The sequence below is a fragment of the Curtobacterium sp. NPDC089991 genome (assembly GCF_044748425.1).
Lineage (GTDB): Bacteria > Actinomycetota > Actinomycetes > Actinomycetales > Microbacteriaceae > Curtobacterium.
The window spans coordinates 328,431-344,716 of the sequence record NZ_JBIVGB010000002.1 but is presented as its reverse complement, the minus strand read 5'-3'; the positions used below and the strand labels follow the sequence as shown (position 1 = coordinate 344,716).

At 71.8% G+C, this 16,286-nt stretch carries 19 protein-coding genes; 11 read left to right on the top strand and 8 right to left on the bottom strand.

Annotated features, from left to right (window positions below):
* Positions 1–27 precede the first annotated feature (27 nt).
* Together ACIPV1_RS06770 and aroQ are read right to left on the bottom strand one after the other, a co-directional pair.
* Positions 28–1,080, bottom strand: coding sequence for a Gfo/Idh/MocA family protein (locus tag ACIPV1_RS06770; protein ID WP_123938582.1), 1,053 nt, complete (start codon positions 1,078–1,080; stop codon positions 28–30).
* Between the two features lie 275 nt (positions 1,081–1,355).
* Complete coding sequence (aroQ, locus tag ACIPV1_RS06765) at positions 1,356–1,799, bottom strand: type II 3-dehydroquinate dehydratase (protein ID WP_111084329.1); 444 nt, start codon at positions 1,797–1,799, stop codon at positions 1,356–1,358.
* Positions 1,800–1,942: 143 nt separating this feature from the next.
* Here aroQ and ACIPV1_RS06760 point away from each other — a divergent pair, with 143 nt between their 5' ends.
* A complete protein-coding gene (locus tag ACIPV1_RS06760; RefSeq protein ID WP_123292052.1) occupies positions 1,943–3,613 on the top strand; it encodes a sodium:solute symporter family protein in 1,671 nt (556 codons plus the stop codon).
* 22 nt (positions 3,614–3,635) lie between these two features.
* Entirely contained in the window at positions 3,636–3,971 is a 336-nt protein-coding gene (locus ACIPV1_RS06755) for a hypothetical protein (protein WP_111084327.1), read from the top strand.
* A gap of 224 nt (positions 3,972–4,195) precedes the next feature.
* Here ACIPV1_RS06755 and ACIPV1_RS06750 read toward each other — a convergent pair whose 3' ends face one another.
* Positions 4,196–4,777 (bottom strand): DUF3800 domain-containing protein, encoded by a 582-nt coding sequence (locus tag ACIPV1_RS06750; protein WP_402725998.1) that lies wholly within the window; start codon positions 4,775–4,777, stop codon positions 4,196–4,198.
* A 45-nt stretch (positions 4,778–4,822) separates the two neighbouring features.
* On the opposite strand from ACIPV1_RS06750, the gene ACIPV1_RS06745 reads away from it, so the two are divergent.
* Genes ACIPV1_RS06745 through ACIPV1_RS06735 form a run of 3 tightly spaced genes read left to right on the top strand, consistent with a single transcriptional unit; the run spans position 4,823 to position 6,790 of the window.
* Entirely contained in the window at positions 4,823–5,239 is a 417-nt protein-coding gene (locus ACIPV1_RS06745) for a VOC family protein (RefSeq protein ID WP_123938584.1), read from the top strand.
* Positions 5,240–5,288: 49 nt separating this feature from the next.
* On the top strand, positions 5,289–5,915 hold the full coding sequence (locus tag ACIPV1_RS06740; RefSeq protein WP_123938585.1) for a DNA-3-methyladenine glycosylase I: 627 nt from the start codon (positions 5,289–5,291) through the stop codon (positions 5,913–5,915).
* Between the two features lie 50 nt (positions 5,916–5,965).
* The gene (locus ACIPV1_RS06735; protein ID WP_185094238.1) at positions 5,966–6,790 is read left to right on the top strand and encodes a DJ-1/PfpI family protein; all 825 of its coding nucleotides are present in this window, start codon (positions 5,966–5,968) and stop codon (positions 6,788–6,790) included.
* A gap of 112 nt (positions 6,791–6,902) precedes the next feature.
* Here the strand turns inward: ACIPV1_RS06735 and ACIPV1_RS06730 are convergent, their stop codons facing one another.
* Both ACIPV1_RS06730 and ACIPV1_RS06725 read right to left on the bottom strand, forming a co-directional pair.
* A complete protein-coding gene (locus ACIPV1_RS06730) occupies positions 6,903–7,373 on the bottom strand; it encodes a GNAT family N-acetyltransferase (RefSeq protein WP_123938586.1) in 471 nt (156 codons plus the stop codon).
* Entirely contained in the window at positions 7,370–8,164 is a 795-nt protein-coding gene (locus tag ACIPV1_RS06725; RefSeq protein ID WP_402725997.1) for a LysR family transcriptional regulator substrate-binding protein, read from the bottom strand. The genes ACIPV1_RS06730 and ACIPV1_RS06725 overlap by 4 nt, the downstream gene beginning before the upstream one ends.
* A 33-nt stretch (positions 8,165–8,197) precedes the next feature.
* Here ACIPV1_RS06725 and ACIPV1_RS06720 point away from each other — a divergent pair, with 33 nt between their 5' ends.
* Entirely contained in the window at positions 8,198–8,587 is a 390-nt protein-coding gene (locus ACIPV1_RS06720) for a DUF5997 family protein (protein WP_123292059.1), read from the top strand.
* A gap of 38 nt (positions 8,588–8,625) precedes the next feature.
* Complete coding sequence (locus ACIPV1_RS06715; RefSeq protein WP_123292060.1) at positions 8,626–9,132, top strand: hypothetical protein; 507 nt, start codon at positions 8,626–8,628, stop codon at positions 9,130–9,132.
* Between the two features lie 20 nt (positions 9,133–9,152).
* Here ACIPV1_RS06715 and ACIPV1_RS06710 read toward each other — a convergent pair whose 3' ends face one another.
* Both ACIPV1_RS06710 and ACIPV1_RS06705 read right to left on the bottom strand, forming a co-directional pair.
* Positions 9,153–9,593 carry a phage holin family protein gene (locus ACIPV1_RS06710; RefSeq protein ID WP_131845725.1) on the bottom strand — a complete coding sequence of 147 codons (441 nt, stop codon included), beginning with the start codon at positions 9,591–9,593 and terminating at the stop codon, positions 9,153–9,155.
* 197 nt (positions 9,594–9,790) lie between these two features.
* Positions 9,791–11,266, bottom strand: a complete 1,476-nt coding sequence (locus ACIPV1_RS06705; RefSeq protein ID WP_123292062.1) for an MFS transporter — start codon at positions 11,264–11,266, stop codon at positions 9,791–9,793.
* A gap of 112 nt (positions 11,267–11,378) precedes the next feature.
* Here ACIPV1_RS06705 and ACIPV1_RS06700 point away from each other — a divergent pair, with 112 nt between their 5' ends.
* Together ACIPV1_RS06700 and ACIPV1_RS06695 are read left to right on the top strand one after the other, a co-directional pair.
* Positions 11,379–11,945 (top strand): TetR/AcrR family transcriptional regulator, encoded by a 567-nt coding sequence (locus tag ACIPV1_RS06700; RefSeq protein WP_123338818.1) that lies wholly within the window; start codon positions 11,379–11,381, stop codon positions 11,943–11,945.
* Positions 11,946–11,954: 9 nt separating this feature from the next.
* Entirely contained in the window at positions 11,955–12,482 is a 528-nt protein-coding gene (locus ACIPV1_RS06695) for an Lrp/AsnC family transcriptional regulator (protein ID WP_123292064.1), read from the top strand.
* 40 nt (positions 12,483–12,522) lie between these two features.
* Here the strand turns inward: ACIPV1_RS06695 and ACIPV1_RS06690 are convergent, their stop codons facing one another.
* Positions 12,523–12,954, bottom strand: a complete 432-nt coding sequence (locus ACIPV1_RS06690; protein ID WP_123292065.1) for a GNAT family N-acetyltransferase — start codon at positions 12,952–12,954, stop codon at positions 12,523–12,525.
* Between the two features lie 111 nt (positions 12,955–13,065).
* Here ACIPV1_RS06690 and ACIPV1_RS06685 point away from each other — a divergent pair, with 111 nt between their 5' ends.
* Together ACIPV1_RS06685 and ACIPV1_RS06680 are read left to right on the top strand one after the other, a co-directional pair.
* Positions 13,066–14,406 carry a hypothetical protein gene (locus ACIPV1_RS06685; protein WP_402725996.1) on the top strand — a complete coding sequence of 447 codons (1,341 nt, stop codon included), beginning with the start codon at positions 13,066–13,068 and terminating at the stop codon, positions 14,404–14,406.
* Between the two features lie 88 nt (positions 14,407–14,494).
* Positions 14,495–16,261, top strand: coding sequence for a hypothetical protein (locus tag ACIPV1_RS06680; protein WP_402725995.1), 1,767 nt, complete (start codon positions 14,495–14,497; stop codon positions 16,259–16,261).
* Positions 16,262–16,286: the final 25 nt, after the last annotated feature.

The window sequence follows — 16,286 nt, the reverse complement described above, 5'->3', positions numbered from 1 at the left end:
ATCGCAGATGTCGTGGGAAAGAACGCGCTACGGAGCGGGGACGGTGACCGTCTCGCCCGACGCCGCCGACCGGCGCGCCGCGTCGAGCACCTCGACCACGTGCACCGCGTCGTCGACGGGCACCGGCACCGGACCGAGCCCCCGGACGGCCCGCGCGAACCGCTCGTAGTAGTCCGTGTAGGAGCTCTGTGCCGACGGGACGTCGACCGTGCCGGACTCCGTCGTGAGGGTCCCGGACGAGGGTTCGACTCCCCAGGTCGACCGGTCGTCGGCAGGTGACGCACCCGCCACGGCTGCCTGTGCCTGCACGTCGGTGCTCGTGGCCTCGTACGTCCCGTCGACGCCGTCGAGGCGGAGCTGCCGTGCGCCCAGCCACCCGGCCTTGTTCGAGGTCAGGACGGACTCGACACCGGACACGTGCGTCGCTGCGAGCGTGAAGCCGGCGTCGATCTGGCCGTCCTGGTCACGGCCGAGCGAACGGGCATCGCGGACGTCGAGCGTGCAGGACACCCGGGCGATCGGTCCGAACAACGACACGGCCTGGTCGACCAGGTGCGAGCCGATGTCGGAGAGCACGCCGCCGCCGATGCCGGTCGCGATGCCGTGCCGCTCGACCAGGTCGAAGCGGGACCAGAAGCGCAGCGGCGCCCCGACCCGTCCGGCGTCCAGCACGTTCCGGAGGGTGGTGAGGTCGGTGTCCCAGCGGCGGTTGTGGAAGGGCGTGATCACGACGCCGGCGTCGGCCGCGGCCTGCCGGATCTCGCGCGCGGTGGCCGGGTCCGGGGCGAACGGCTTGTCCGCGACGACGGCGACCCCGGCGGCGATCGCCTGCAGGACGAGTTCGCGGCGGGTGGACGGGGGAGTGGTGACGACGACGGCGTCGACGCCTGCGGCGATCAGGTCACCGAGGGAGTCGTGCACGGTGACGCCGGGCAGGTCGGTCGCGAGCTGCTCGCGCTTCGCGGCCGAGCGGGCGACGACGCCGACGAGGTCGATGCCTGCCGCGTCCAGCAGGAACGGGCGGTGGAACGCCCGCCCTCCGATGCCGTAGCCGACGAGTCCGATGCGCACTTTGTCCATACATATGAACCTAACGCGTCCAGCCAGAGTTGGGAACGTTCCAACGAGGCGGACGGGAGGCCCGTGGCGGCCCCGCCACGGGCCTCCCGTCCGCCTTTTGCGCGCGTGTCGGGCGCGCCGTGCGCGCGTGTCGGGCGCGACGTGCGCGACCGCCAGGTTCCACGACTTGCCGTCCGCGTGGCGCCGAGGTTCCACTCCGGGGCGGCAGCGGCGCCGAGGTTCCGAGATCTCGGAACCTCGGCGGGGCGAGAACCGCCCGTGCGGCGTGACGGGTGTCAGGCGATGAGGGACGCGACGTGTGCGACCGCCAGGCGGTAGCCGTCTGCGCCCGCACCGGCGATGACCGCCGTCGCGGCGGTGGCGACGTGGTCGACGTGCCGGAAGGGCTCGCGCTTCCACGTGTTCGACAGGTGCACCTCGACGACCGGGACGGACAGCGCCTCGACCGCGTCGTGCAGCGCGACCGAGGTGTGTGCGTAGGCCGCGGGGTTGATCACGACCGCGGCGAAGTCGTCGAGGGCCTCGTGCAGCCACTCGACCAGTTCGCCCTCGCGGTTCGTCTGCCGGAAGTCCGCGTCCAGCCCGTGCACGGCTGACTCGGTGTGCACGATCGCCTCGAGCTCGGCGAGCGTCACGGTGCCGTACTGCTCCGGGTCGCGCCGCCCGAGGATGTCGAGGTTCGGTCCGTTGAGGACGAGGATGCGCGCCTGGTCGGTCATGGGGCGAGCCTAGCGATCGCGGGCCACGGGGTACCGCCGGGCAGACACATGCCTCGGCTATGTGAACGGTCACAATTCGGTGTAACGTCTCCGTCCGGGTCGGCGGAGTTGTCGACTGCAACACACTGACGTGGAGATGTTGAATGGTTCTCGCTGCAGCGAACGAAGGGATCCGGCTCGACTTGGGCTGGGTCGACTACCTGATGGTCATCGTGTACTTCGCGGTCGTCATCGGGATCGGGTTCACCGCCCGCAAACAGGTCCGGACGAGCATGGACTTCTTCCTGTCCGGGCGCTCGATGCCGGCGTGGATCACGGGCCTGGCCTTCGTGTCCGCGAACCTCGGTGCGACCGAGATCCTCGGCATGGCCGCCAACGGTGCCCAGATCGGCATGGCGACCCTGCACTACTACCTGGTCGGCGCGGTGCCGGCCATGGTGTTCCTCGGGCTCGTGATGATGCCCTTCTACTACGGCTCCAAGGTCCGGTCGGTGCCGGAGTTCATGCTCCGCCGGTTCGGCAAGGCCCCGCACCTGGTGAACTCGATCGCGTTCGCGGTGTCGAACGTGCTCATCGCGGGCATCAACCTCTACGCCATGGCCATCGTCATCGAGGCGATGCTCGGCTGGCCGGAGTGGCTGGCCATCGTCGTGTCCGCCGGCTTCGTGCTCGTCTACATCACCCTCGGCGGGCTCTCCAGCGCGATCTACAACGAGGTCATGCAGTTCTTCGTGATCATCGCCGGGCTCATCCCGCTGACGATCGTCGGTCTGCACCGCGTCGGCGGCTGGGACGGACTGTCGTCTGCCATCGTGAAGACCCAGGGCGTGCAGCACCTGCAGGCGTGGGCCGGCACCGGCTTCGGTGATGTGACCAACCCGATCGGCGCCAACTGGCTCGCGATCGTGCTCGGCCTGGGCTTCGTCCTCGGCTTCGGCTACTGGACCACCAACTTCACCGAGGTGCAACGCGCGTTCTCGGCGAAGAACATGTCCGCAGCGCGCCGCACGCCGCTCATCGCCGCGATCCCGAAGCTGTTCATCCCGGCCATCGTCGTGATCCCCGGTCTCATCGCCGCGGCGGTCGTCGGCAACCAGTTCGCCGACGGCTCGCTCACCTACAACGACGCGATCCCGAAGCTCATCCAGATGTACCTGCCGACCGGTGTCCTCGGCGTCGCGGTGACCGGCCTGCTCGCGTCGTTCATGGCCGGCATGGCGGCCAACGTCTCGTCGTTCAACACCGTCTTCACGTACGACATCTGGCAGCGCTACATCAAGCCGAACATGCCGGACATCCACTACCTGAAGACCGGTCGCTGGGTCACCGTCGTCGGCGTCCTGGTGGGCATCGCGACCGCGTTCATCGCGGCCCAGGCGTCGAACATCATGACGTACATGCAGACGCTGTTCTCGTTCTTCAACGCGCCGCTGTTCGCCGTCTTCATCCTCGGCCTGCTCTGGAAGCGGATGACCACGCAGGGTGCGCTCTGGGGCTACGTGCTCGGCATCGTCACGCCGACGATCACCTGGATCGCGTACCTCGTGAACCCGGATCTGTTCGCCACCGCGACCGCCGAGACCCTGTACGGCGCGATCATCTCGTTCGTGACCGTCCTGATCGTCGGGTTCATCGTCTCGATGTTCACCACACCCAAGGACGAGAAGGAGCTCGGCGGTCTGGTCTACGGCATCGGCAAGATCGACCTGCACGGCGACTCCGTCGCGACCGACACCGCCTGGTACCGCTCGCCCGCACTGCTCGGCACCGTCGCACTGATCCTGTGCGTCGTCCTGTACCTGCCGTTCCTCTGATCCGCGAAGGAGATCACCGACCATGAGTGACACCACCACCCCCGGCGCGCTGACCGAGGAGCAGAAGGCCGCCCTCGTCCGCTCGACCCGTCGTCTCGACCTGCGCCGCATCCTCGGCGGCCTGTTCGTGCTCTACGGCGTCATCGTGACGATCGTCGGCATCGTCCACTGGGACACCGACCCCGAGAAGACCGGCGGCATCCACATCAACCTGTGGGTCGGACTGTCGATGCTCGTCGGCGGCCTGCTGTTCTTCCTCTGGGACCGCCTGAACCCGGTGCCGGCCGAGGACATCATCGGCCAGGCCGAGGCCGAGGCCGACCAGAAGGCCGCCGGCGAGGGTCGAGCGTCCGCCTGACCTCGGTCGCGCGCCACTGAGCCGACCCGGAACGACGAAGTCGCTGTCGCACGACAGCGGCTTCGTCGTTCCGGGTCGATGAACGCGGGCGGTTGACGCCCTCGCGGAGCGGCAGTAGTATTGATATGTCGATCGGGTGCTGCTCGGTCGAAAGTTACCCCCGGATGTCCTGCAGCCAGCGCGGGCCCGGGGATTTGCGTTTTCCCGACGGTGCCACAAGCGCGTCACGACACGATGAGGGCGCTCGACAGGTCGTGGGGTGCAGGCATCGCCGCGACATGGCCGCCGCACGCTACGTCGGCCAGCGCGAGGAGCGGTTCATCAGACGGAGAAGCGTGCTCGAACCGGAGCTCCTTGCCGATGCCCCGGTCTCGCAGAGCGTCGAACATCGCTCTGTCGTCGGCATCGCGAGCCGGCCCCCGAGTCTCGAGGATCACCTGGTGGACCTGTCGGAGTTCGAGCTCGTGCGCGAGTCGTTCGATGCAGCGCCGTCGTCGGCATTCGGTACGTGCCACCGCGCCGTCGTAGCGCACGACCAGGACCGAGACGGCGTGTCGGAGGAGGTCGAGCCACGAGAGCCGCTGACCGGGGAGGGCTTCGTACCAGTGCAGCTTCCGCATCCGCCTCGGTGTCGCCGCCCGCACGTCCACACGTGCCGCTTCGCAGGCGGATGCCGTGATGACCACGGCCGCCATGACGTACGTCGTGTGGTCGCGTCCGCCGCCCGGCTCCGATTCGTCGACGTACGCCCGCATCGGCCCAGCATATTGCGTATCAGTCCGTACCGCGACGGAACGGTTGCGCATCGCCGCGCCACGGGCCAGGTTGAGCGTGACGAAAGGAACCTCCCCATGGACACGATGGTCTTCATCAACCTGCCCGTCACCGACCTCGACCGTTCGAAGGCGTTCTACGAAGCCCTCGGCTACTCGATCAACCCGATGTTCAGCGACGACACCGCTGCGTGCATCGTCATCAGCGACACGATCTACGTCATGGCGCTCACCCACGCGAAGTTCGCCGACTTCACCGACAAGACGATCGCCGACGCCGGCACCGTCGAGGTCATCAACTCGCTCACCGCCGGGTCGAAGGACGAGGTGCACCGCATCGTCGACGCCGCCGTCGCGGCCGGCGGGAGCGAGGACCGCGCGCCGATGGACCTCGGCTTCATGTTCCAGCGGAGCTTCACCGACCCGGACGGCCACCGGTGGGAGTACGTGTGGATGGACCCGCAGGCCGCCCAGGACGGCCCGCCGTCCGAGTGACCACACGGCCGGCAACGACGGTGTCGGCGGCGCACGCCAGGATGGTGCGATGAGCACCGAGCCCGCAGCCACCGAGCCCGCGCCCCACTCCGACCTGGTGATCGGCGACGACGGACTCGCCCGGCCGGTGTGGGCATCGACGGACGAGCTGCTCCGCGACTACTACGACACCGAGTGGGGCATGCCGGTGCGGGACGAGCGCGGCGTGTTCGAGCGGCTGTCACTCGAGGCGTTCCAGTCCGGCCTGTCGTGGCGCACGATCCTGGCGAAGCGTCCGGCGTTCCGTGCGGCGTTCGCGGACTTCGACCCCGACACCGTCGCGGGCTTCGGCGAGGACGACGTCGCTCGGCTGATGGCCGACGCCGGCATCGTCCGGAACCGGGCGAAGATCCTCGCGACCATCACGAACGCGAACGCGACGGTCGCCCTGCGGCAGGACGGCGGGTTGTCCGACTTCGTCTGGTCGTTCCGTCCGGCGACGACGCCCGAACCGGAGTCGTACGCCCAGGTCCCGACGACCTCCGACGAGTCCGTCGCACTGTCGAAGGCACTGCGGAAGCGCGGCTTCGCGTTCGTCGGTCCGACCACGATGCACGCCCTGATGGAGGCGCTCGGCATCGTCGACACGCACCTGCTCGGCAGCCACCGGCGCGGGACCTCGGGCGTCTGGAACTGACCAGGACGCCGACCCCACCGGCAGCGAGGGCACCGGGCTAGGGTCGCGGCATGAGCACCGACCAGCCGAACCCGCGCGTGCGTCCTGTCCACCCGGTCGACGCCGACGTCGTCGACGTGCCCGTCGACGTGCCGGCCCCCACGCCGGACACGGAGACGGACACAGCCGGGGACTCGGCGACGGAGCCGGGCCACGACCCCGCCGAGGTCCGGATCGCCTTCCTGCTCTTCCCGGACCTGACGCAGCTCGACTTCACCGGCCCGGCGCAGGTGCTCTCGCGTGTGCCCGGCGCACGCGTCGAGTACGTGGCGGCGACGCTCGACCCGGTGCCGACCGACTGCGGGTTCGCGCTGGTCCCGACGATGACCATCGCCGACGCGGGTCCGGCGGACGTCCTCGTGGTCCCCGGCGGTGACGGTGCCTTCGACGCGATGCTCGACCCCGAGGTCATCGGGTTCGTCCGGCGCGAGGCCGAACGCGCCACCTGGGTGACCTCGGTCTGCACGGGCGCGTTCGTCCTCGGTGCCGCGGGACTCCTCGCCGGCAAGCGTGCGACGACCCACTGGGCGTCGAAGCCGATGCTCGAGGCGTTCGGGGCGCAACCGGTCGACGAGCGGATCGTCGACGACGGTGCCGTCGTCACGGCGGCCGGCGTCAGTGCGGGCATCGACATGGCGCTGTGGCTGGCGGCCGAGCTCGCGGGGCGGGCATCGGCCGAGACGATCCAGTTGCAGATCGAGTACTACCCGCAGCCGCCGTTCGACGCGGGCTCCGCGGAGCGCGCCGACGCCGTCGTGGTCGCCCGCGCACGGGCTGCGGCCGAGGCAGCTCGCGGGGACCGGGTCACCCGCGCAGCGGCCGCCGTCCTGCCGTGACGACACAGCTGCCCTGACGACACAGCGCCGCGACGACACAGCGCCGCGACGACGCACCTGCCCTGAAGACGCACCTGCCGCGACGAAGCGGCAGAACCCAGCGGCAGGGCCCTCAGACCAGCGGCTTCTGCATCTGCGTCGCCGTGACCTCGTACCCGAGCGAGGCGTACAAGTCCTGCGCGCCGGTGTTGTAGCCGAACACGTTGAGCCCGATGCTCGTCGCGCCGTGCTCCGCTGCGGCCTGGTGGCCGAGCTCGAGCGCACGTCGGGCGTGCCCGCGACGACGGTGCGGTTCGTCGATCTCGACGTCGAACACCCACCAGTCGGTCCCGCCCGGAGCGAACGGGCCGATCCAGAGGTACCCGACCGTGGTGTCGTTCTGGTCGAGGACGTCCCACACCAGGTGTCCGTCGGCCGGGGACCCGCCCGGGAACCACTGGTCGAGCGACTTCTGCTTGTTCGCCTCGGCCTGTTCGCGGGTCTCACCCGCCTGCATCCGCGACGCCACGTACTCGGCCATGGTCCGGTCGAGCCAGGCCGGGAGGCGCGTGGCCGGCATCTCCTGCAGGCGCGTGTCCGTCATCGGTTGCCCTTCGAACCCCGGCTCGGCTTGCCGCGCATCTTCCCGCGGCCGGGGGTGGGGCCCTTGCCGGTGTTGGACTTCTTGCCGCTGCCGGACTTGCCGCTGCCGGGCGACTTGGCCTTCGCCTTGCCGCCGGCGCCGGCGCCGGCGCCGCCCTTGCCCGATCCGCCCTTGCCTGATCCGCCGCCGGCCTTCGAGCCAGCTTGCGTCGCACGCAGGGCCTCTTCGACGTCGCGATCGGTGCCGGTCGGCTGGTTCCGCGAACTGTTGGCGGTGCGTCCGCGCACCACGCCGATGAACTCCTCGGTGGTCTCGGTGGCGTCCTCGTCACGCCAGACCAGCGCGATCTGCGTGCCGGGGGCGCCGAAGAGCGGGCGCGCGACGAGGTCCTTGCGGCTCGCCGCGCGGAAGAGCGACTGGGGGAGCACGACCACGCCGACGTTCGCCTCGACCAGGTCGAGCGCGGCGGCGATGTCGGCCGGCACCGGACCGGCGTCGACGACGTGCACCTCGGCGTCGGCGAGGTCCACCTCGGCCAGGTCGGCGAGGGGGGAGTCCTTCGGCATCGCGACCACGGCGGTCTCGGTCCAGAGCGGGATGGCGTTGTGCTGGTCGGAGACGGGCATGCGTGCGAAGACCATGTCGACCTCGCCGGCGAGCGTGTCGTCGACGTCGTCGGACCCGATCGGCCGCAGTCGCAGCTCGATCGAGGGGTGTCGATCCCGCCAGACACGGGCCCACTTGGCCGGGGAGACCCCGGGCACGAATGCGATGGTGAGTGCCGCGGTCATGCAGACGAGCATAGGGGCCGTACTCTAGGGGGCATGGCGCAGGAACAGACCATGAAGCCCGAAACGGCTGCGAAGAAGCTCGGCATCTTGCTGGCGGCCGCTCCGGAGTCCTTCCAGGGCGCTCCCGTCACACGGACCGCCTTCGACGAGCTCCGGACCGAACCCCCGACGTGGCTCGAGGACCTCCGACGCGACGGCCCGCACCCGCGACCCGTCGTGGCGCAGAAGCTCGGCATCTCGATCTCGGGGCTTACCCGTGCGGGGATCGACGACGCGCTCACCACGGCGGAGATCAAGACGCTGCTCGAGCAGAAGCCCGAGTGGCTCGTCCGTGAGCGCGAGACGCAGGCCGCCGTGCACGTCGAGAACGCCCGTGTGAAGCAGGAGCGCGCCGCCAAGGCCGCTGCCCGCGCCGAGGACTGACCCGCCCGGCACCGCGCCGCCGCAGCTGAGGACCCGCCGTGCACGAGACCGTCGCCGACGCCATGCTCGTCGTGCCGCAGTTCGCGTCGGTGTGCTGCATCGTCGGTGACCGCTACCGACCGCGCCCCGGCGTGATCGTGCCGGCTGCGGTGATGCTCGTCGCGATGCTCATGCCCGTGGTGCACGCGGGTGCGGTGTGGACGCTCTTCGCGGCGACGCTCCTGCTGTTGCTCGCACCGCTGCCGGTGATGCGCCGACGCCGTGCCGACGGCCGCCGCGCCGAGCCGATGGACGTGCACCGCGCGCTGTCGGCGGTCGTGATGGCCGGCATGCTCCTGATGGGCCACGCGACCGGCGTCGCCGACGGGCACGCGGGACACGGCATCGCGTTGTCCGCGGTGCTCGGTGCCGGCGTGATCGGCTACTGTGCGTTCAGCGGGTGGCTCCTGCGGTACGAGTGGGCGCAGGAGGACCGCCGGGCCGTGCGCAGCGGCGAGGTCTTCGCGATGACGGTCGCCGTCGTCGGCATGACCCTCGCGATGTAGCGCTCGAGCGCTGTCGGGGCTCAGTCGGTCGTGGGCGACGCGTCGCCCGTGTGCGTGACACGGTCCTTCGCTGCGCGGAGGGTGTCCTTCGGCACCGGCGGCACGCCCCGTCGGATGCCTCGGAGTCCGACGACGAACAGGATCGCGGTGACGACGGCGAACACGATGAACGTGATCCCCGTCGCGGCCCAGATCGGCAGTGCCAGGGCCAGGAGCGCCACCACGAGGCCGGCCAGCAGCACGAGCGTGGTCAGTGCGAAGGCCACCGCGGCGCCGGTGAGCACCAGCCCGGTCTTCGCGCCGTTCGCCCGTTCGCTGATCTCCCGCCGAGCCGAGGCCACCTCGTCACGGACGGCGCGCAGCACGGGTTCCAGCGCCTTCTGCACCAGGCCGGCGGTGACCGTGTCGCGGAAGGACGGCTTGCTACTGGTCGTGGTGTCGTCGTGGTCCGTGGTGCTCATGGGTCTCCTGTCCGGGGCGCGGTGATCGCGTCCACCTGCTGTGACGCGTCCGGTCCGATGATCGTCACGTCGGCGGCGGCGTGCTCGGTCGCTTCCCAGCTTGCGGAGCCGCCGGTGGCGGTGGGCGCGACCGCCGGGAGGCCCGCCCCGCGTCGACGACGCAGGACGGGCCTCCCGGGGTGGTCGGGCCGAGAGCCCTACTCGGCGATCTCCTCGAGGTCGTCGATGCCACGGGCCGCCGCCGCTGCGCGGCGCGCGCGCATCGACGGGGCCGCGAGCGCGGCGAGCACGGCGAGGACCGCCACGCCGGTGCACGCCCAGAACCCGATGGTGAAGGCGTCGTCCGTCGGCAGACCCTGCGGGGTGCTGTGCGAGGTGATGAGCGCCGCGATGACCGCGGTGCCGACGCTCGAGCCGATCGTACGGACGACGGTGTTGGCGCTGATGGCCTCGCCGGTCTGGTTCGCGGGGACGCTCTCGATGATGGCGTTCGAGCACGCGGCGAGGGCCAGGCCGATGCCGATGCCGGTCAGGACGCCGGAGACGACGACCTGCCAGAGCTCACCGTGCGCGATCGCGGGCAGCAGGAACGCCGCGACGATGGCGATCCCGCCGAGCAGCATGGGCGGCTTCGGACCGACCTTGCGGACGAGGATGCCGGCGATCGGCCCGGCGACGATCATCATCAGGACGGTCGGCAGCAGGAAGAGACCGGCCTGGGTGACGTCCTTGCCGAAGCCGTAGCCGAGCGCGCTCGGCAGCTGCAGCAGGGTCGGCACGAGCACGAAGGTGCCGAACATCGCGAAGCCGAAGACGAGCGCGACGACGTGGGCCGTCCAGACGCCGCGGACGGCGAACAGGCGGACGTCGATGAGCGGTTCGGCGACGCGGAGCTCGACCAGGACGAACGCGACCAGTGCCACGGCGCCGAGGACCAGCAGGCCGATGGTCTTGCCGTCACCCCAGCCCCAGGTCTCGCCCTCGCTGACGGCCAGCAGGATCGACACGAGCGAGACGGCGAGGACGAACGTGCCGACCATGTCGAGGCGGCCGGGCTTGCGGACCGGCGACTCCGGCATGCCGAAGATCGCGCCGAGCAGGGCGATGACGACGAGCACGGCGGGCAGCCAGAACAGCCAGTGCCACGACAGGTGCTCGACGATCGGTCCGGCGGCGACGATGCCGACGCCGGCGCCGATGCCGAAGATCGCGGAGAGCAGACCGATCGTGACGCTGACCTTCTCCTTCGGCAGCTCGTCGCGGACGATGCCGATCGACAGTGGCATCACCGCACCGGCGGCGCCCTGCAGTGCACGGCCGACGATGAGGACGCCGAGGTTCGGTGCCAGCGCGGCGAGCACGGCACCGACGAGCAGGATCGACAGCACGACGATCAGGACCTTGCGCTTGCCGATCATGTCGCCGAGACGCCCGAGGATCGGCGTGAGCACCGACGCGGAGAGCAGGTAGGCGGTGAGCACCCAGCTCGTCGCGCTCGTCGAGGCGCCGAGGTCCTGTCCGATGGTCGACAGCGCCGGGGCGACGAGTGACTGCAGGACCGCGAACGACAGACCGCCGAGGGACAGGTAGACGATAATCGCCGTGCTGTTCGGCCGGTGTCCGGCGGTGGTGGGGTGCGAGCCCGTGCGGGGGCTCTGCATGGTGTCGGTCATCGTGCTCCGTGTCTCGGGTGATGTAAACAATTGCTGACTTGACGAGGGTACGCAGTTCTCACGCGATGTCAACACTTGCTTACATCCCGGGTCGGGCCGGTACGCTTCGACCATGAGCAAGGACGCCGCCGCCACCCGACTGCTGCTCGTGCGGGCGGCGCGGCACCGGTTCGCGTTCGACGGGTACAAGGCGACGACGGTGCGCGACATCGCCGCCGACGCCGGGGTCAACGTCGCGCTGATCAACCGCTACTTCGGTTCGAAGGAGGGGCTGTTCCGTGCCTGCCTCGACCGGGTGGTGCAGGACCTCGGGGTCGAGCAGCCCGTCGAGCGCGGCCTCGAGCGCGCGCTGGCCGGCCTGGTGTCACACGTGGTCCGCGCGCCGACGGACGACGACTCCCTCCAGCTCATGCTGCTGCTCCGGTCCTCCGGCGACGACGGTGCCGACGCCATCCGCCGCGAGACCCTCCGCCGGTACGCGGAACGGCTCGCCACGGCCGTCGGCGGCGAGGTCACCGAGGAACTGCTCGTCCGGGCCGAGATCGCGCTGTCGGTGGTGCTCGGGATGACGATGCTCCGGCGGTCCACCGCGGTGGAGCCGCTCGCGTCGGCCGACGACGACGTCGTGGCCGGGGCACTCGACGACGCGCTCCGCGCCCTGCTCGCACCGTCGCGGTAGCGTCGAGCCGTGTCCGACCGACCAGCCCGCCGTCCCGACCCCGCCCCGCGCCTCGACGAGGTCGACGAGCGCATCCTCTGGACGCTGGCCGGCGACGCCCGGATCCCGAACAACCGGCTCGCCGCCGCGGTGGGCATCGCGCCGTCGACGTGCCTGACCCGGGTCCGGGCCCTCGAGGACGCCGGGGTGATCCGCGGCTACCGGGCCGAGGTCGACATCGCGCGCCTCGGCTTCTCGATCGAGGCGATGGTCTCCGTCCGGGTCCACGCCGCGGCCCGCCACGAACTCCGGGACTTCGCGAAGCGACTGCTCCGGGTGCCCGTCGTGCAGGACGTCTCGTTCCTGGCCGGCGACAAGGACTTCCTCGTGCACATCGCGTGCGAGTCGACCGAGCAGCTGCGGGACTTCGTCGCCGACGAGCTCAGCGGCGACCCGTCGGTGGCGACGACCCAGACGAACATCGTGTTCGAGCGGCTCGTCGCCGACCGGTCCACGCAGGGTCGCTCGTTCGACGAGCTCCGCCGCTGGCGCGCCTGACGCGCGCCCTCAGTCAGACGCGCCTGACGAGCCGGTCCGGTCAGCGCTGCCGGGTCATCGGGACGTGCGGGATCCGGTCCTCGAGGTACTCGTCTCCGGAGCGCACGAACCCGAAGCGGGCGTACCACTGCTCGAGGTGCGACTGGGCACCGAGGGCGATGCTCGCGGAGCGGGACTCGGCGATCGCGGCCTCGATCAGCCGCCCGGACAGGCCCTGACCGCGGGCGTGCGCCGCCGTGACGACCCGGCCGATGCGCTCGGTGCCGTCGGGTTCGCGCAGGAGCCGGAGCGTGGCGTCCACCGAGCCCTGGCCCGCCCAGAACTGCACGGTGCCGGGCTCGAGGTCACGCCCGTCGATGTCGCCGTACGCGGCCCCCTGCTCGACGACGAAGACGTCCTGTCGCAGGCGGAGGATCTCGTGCAGCGTGACGATGTCCAGGTTGCGGGTCGGGGCGGAGAAGATCGAGACCACGGACGGCCTTTCCTGAGAATTTCTTCCAGAACGGGGCGCGTTCCGGAACGGACCGGCGTACATTGCCGGTCAACCACTCTACGTGCGCAGCCGAGTTCAGGAGGTGAGCGCATGGACACGACGTCGCGCGCACCCTGGCTCGCGGTGCTCCGGATCGCCCTGCTGGGCGTCGGGACCCTCGCTGCCCTCGTGCTGCTGTCCCTGGCGTTCGGGGCCCGTCCGGCCTCGGCTGCCGAGGCCGCGTCCACTCCGCCCGCCCAGACGCAGCAGCGCGGGCACGTCAGCGGTGTGGTCGACGGGCTCGGCGAGACCGTGCACGACGTGTCCGGCGGTGTCGGACAGGTCGTCGGCGGCGTCGTGGACCCCGTCCGCGCGGTGGTTGCGCCAGCTCCGAAGCAGGCACCAGCACCAGCACCGGCTCCGGCTCCGGCACCGGCAGCGGCACCCCCGACGCCGGCCCCGGCGCCCGCGGCACCCCCGGCAGCGCCCGCGCCTGCGCCAGCTCCCGTCGCCCCCGCCCCAGCAGCTCCGGCTCCCGCAGCTCCGACCCCCGCCGCTCCGGCGACCGCGCCCGCGGTGCCGGCCACGACCGCCCCTGCGGCCGAGCCGGCCACGCACCCGGTGCAGGGCGTCGTCGAGCACGTGGGCACCGCCTCCCGGCCCGTCACCGACACCGTCGCGACGGCGCTGCGCCCCGTCACCGGGACCGTGCAGACGGTCACCGACGCGCGACCCGTGACCACGGTCGTCGACACGCTCGACCACGTGGTCGGCAGCGTCCCGGTGGTCGGCCCCATCGTCGGTGACGACACCCTCGGCACGGTCACCGCTCCGGTCACCGGCCTGGTCGACGACACCCTCGGCGGTGTCGGCACGATCGTCGGACAGGTCCCCGACGTCGTCGCGGGCGTGGTCCCGTCGGTCGGTGGCGTCCTGCCAGGAGGCTCGGATCCCGTCATCGACGTCCCCGCACCTCCGGTCGTCGTCGGCACCACCCCGTCCGGTGTGCCCGGCTCAGCTGTCCCGTCCGCGCGACCGGCGCAGGCTGCCGCCCCGGCGACGACCCCGTCCGCGCCCGCGGTCGCGTCGACCGACGATCATGCCGCTCTCGGAACGAGCGTCGAGCGCCGTCCCGGTCTGGCCGTCCCGTCCACCTTCGTGACCGGACCGCTCGCCGGCCCCGTCGCAGGTGCCGTGCAGGACGCGACGCTGGGCGGCACCGCCCTGCTCGTCCCCGAGCCGGGCGACGGCCACGGAGTGCCGTCCGACGGCCAGGGCGGCGCGGGCGTCCTCGGTGGCAGTGCCACCTCGACGCCCGGCGGCGTCGCAGCCGTCGGCATCGTCGGCTCGACCGACGACATCGTCTCCCTCGCCGCGGGGTCGCGCGGCACGCTCTCCGACGACGCGGTCCCCGCATCGGTCGTCGGCGAGCACGACGTCGCCCCTGACTGAGATCGGTGCGCCTGTCCGGCACGGCAGGCACGCACACACACCGACCGCGACCGCGGTCGGCCAACGATCTCGATCAGGGAGTACGACCATGAACAAGTACGTCTCGAGAGGGCTCTGGTTCGCCCTCTTCGTCGGCGGCCTCACGCTCGGAGGGGCGGCAGCGGCGAACGCTGCCACGACCTCCGGAGCGGACGGCGCCGTGTCCGGAACCCAGGTGGTTCCGTCGGTGGACGCTCCGGTGTCCCTCACCGGCAACGCCCTCGGGGTGCTCGGCGACGCGGTGTCGTCGGTGACCTCGCCCGCCGCGGCGCCCGCGGCTCCTGCAGCTCCAGCCGCCGCTCCTGCACCGGCCCCAGCTCCCGCGCCGACGACCTCGGGCGCCGACGGCACGGCCTCCGGCACCCAGGTGGCGCCGGCTGTGACCGCCCCGGTCTCCGTCGGTGGCAACGCCGTCGCCGTCGGTGGCGACGCGGTGTCGGCCCCGGCTGCTCCGGCTGCGCCTGCTCCGGCTGCTCCGGTTCCGGCTGCCGCCGCTGCTCCGACCACGTCCGGTTCGGACGGCACCGGCTCGGGGACCCAGGTCGCCGGCGCCGTGACCGTCCCCGTCACGGTCGGTGGCAACGCCGTCGCCGTCGGCGGTGACGCGGTGTCGACCACGACGCCGCCCACACCGGCAGCATCCACCCCGGCAGCACCGGCCGAGCCCGCTGCTCCGGCACCGGTCACCTCGGGTGAGGACGGCACAGCCTCGGGGACCCAGGTCGCCCCGGTCGTGTCGGTCCCGGTGACGGTGTCCGGCAACGGCATCGGGGTGCTCGGGGACGGCACCGCTGCGGGGTCCGGCCCGGCGGCGACGCCGGCACCGGCCGCTCCGGCCACGACCACGCCGAGCACGTCCGGCGACGACGGGCTGCTCTCCGGCACGCAGGTCGGCGGACTGGTCGACGTCCCGGTCACGATCGGCGGCAACGGCATCGGGCTGCTCGGTGACGGCACCTCGGCGGGCGCGACGCCCGCCGCGGGCACCGGCACGGCTGCCGGTCCGGCTCCGGCTGCCGGTGGCACGACGGACGGGGCGGACGGCACCGCCTCGGGCACCCAGGTGGCCCCGGTGGTCGCGGTCCCGATCACCATCGGCGGGAACGGCATCGGCGTGGTCGGCGACGGCACCAGCACCGGCGGGGCGACCCCGGCGGGCACCACCCCGAGCAGCACGACCCCGTCGGCCGGGGGTGCGACCTCCGGTGACGGCGGCCTGCTCTCCGGCACCCAGGTGGTCCCGGTGATCAGCCTGCCGATCACCATCGGTGGGAACGGCATCGGCGTCGTCGGTGACGGCACCGCCACCACCCCGGGCACCGGCACGACGCCCGGCGACGGTACGGACCCGGGCACCGACCCCGGTACCGACCCCGGTACGGACCCGGGCACGACCCCGGGCGACGGCACGGACCCCGGTACGGACCCGGGCACCGACCCCGGTACGGACCCGGGCACCGACCCCGGTACGGACCCGGGCACGACCCCCGGTGACGGGACGGACGCCGGCGACGGCACCGTGCCCGGAACCGTGACCACTCCGGCCGGTGCCACCGGCGCGGACGGGCCGACCCGGGCCTCCACAGCGGGTGTGGTGACCACCACGGCCGCCGCGACCAGCGGGATCCCGGCCGTCACTCGGACGGTGGCCGACACGGTGAGTGCCGCCGGTGACGGCGCGACCGCGCTCGCCTACACGGGAGCGACCTCGCCGGTCGTCCCCGTCGGGTTCGCGCTCCTGCTGCTGCTCGCCGGGGCGGGCACGCTCGTGCTCCGTCGCCGGCACTCGGCGGTCGACACCGACGGGACGCGCTGACAGCAGGTGACCGAGGGGCGTCGCA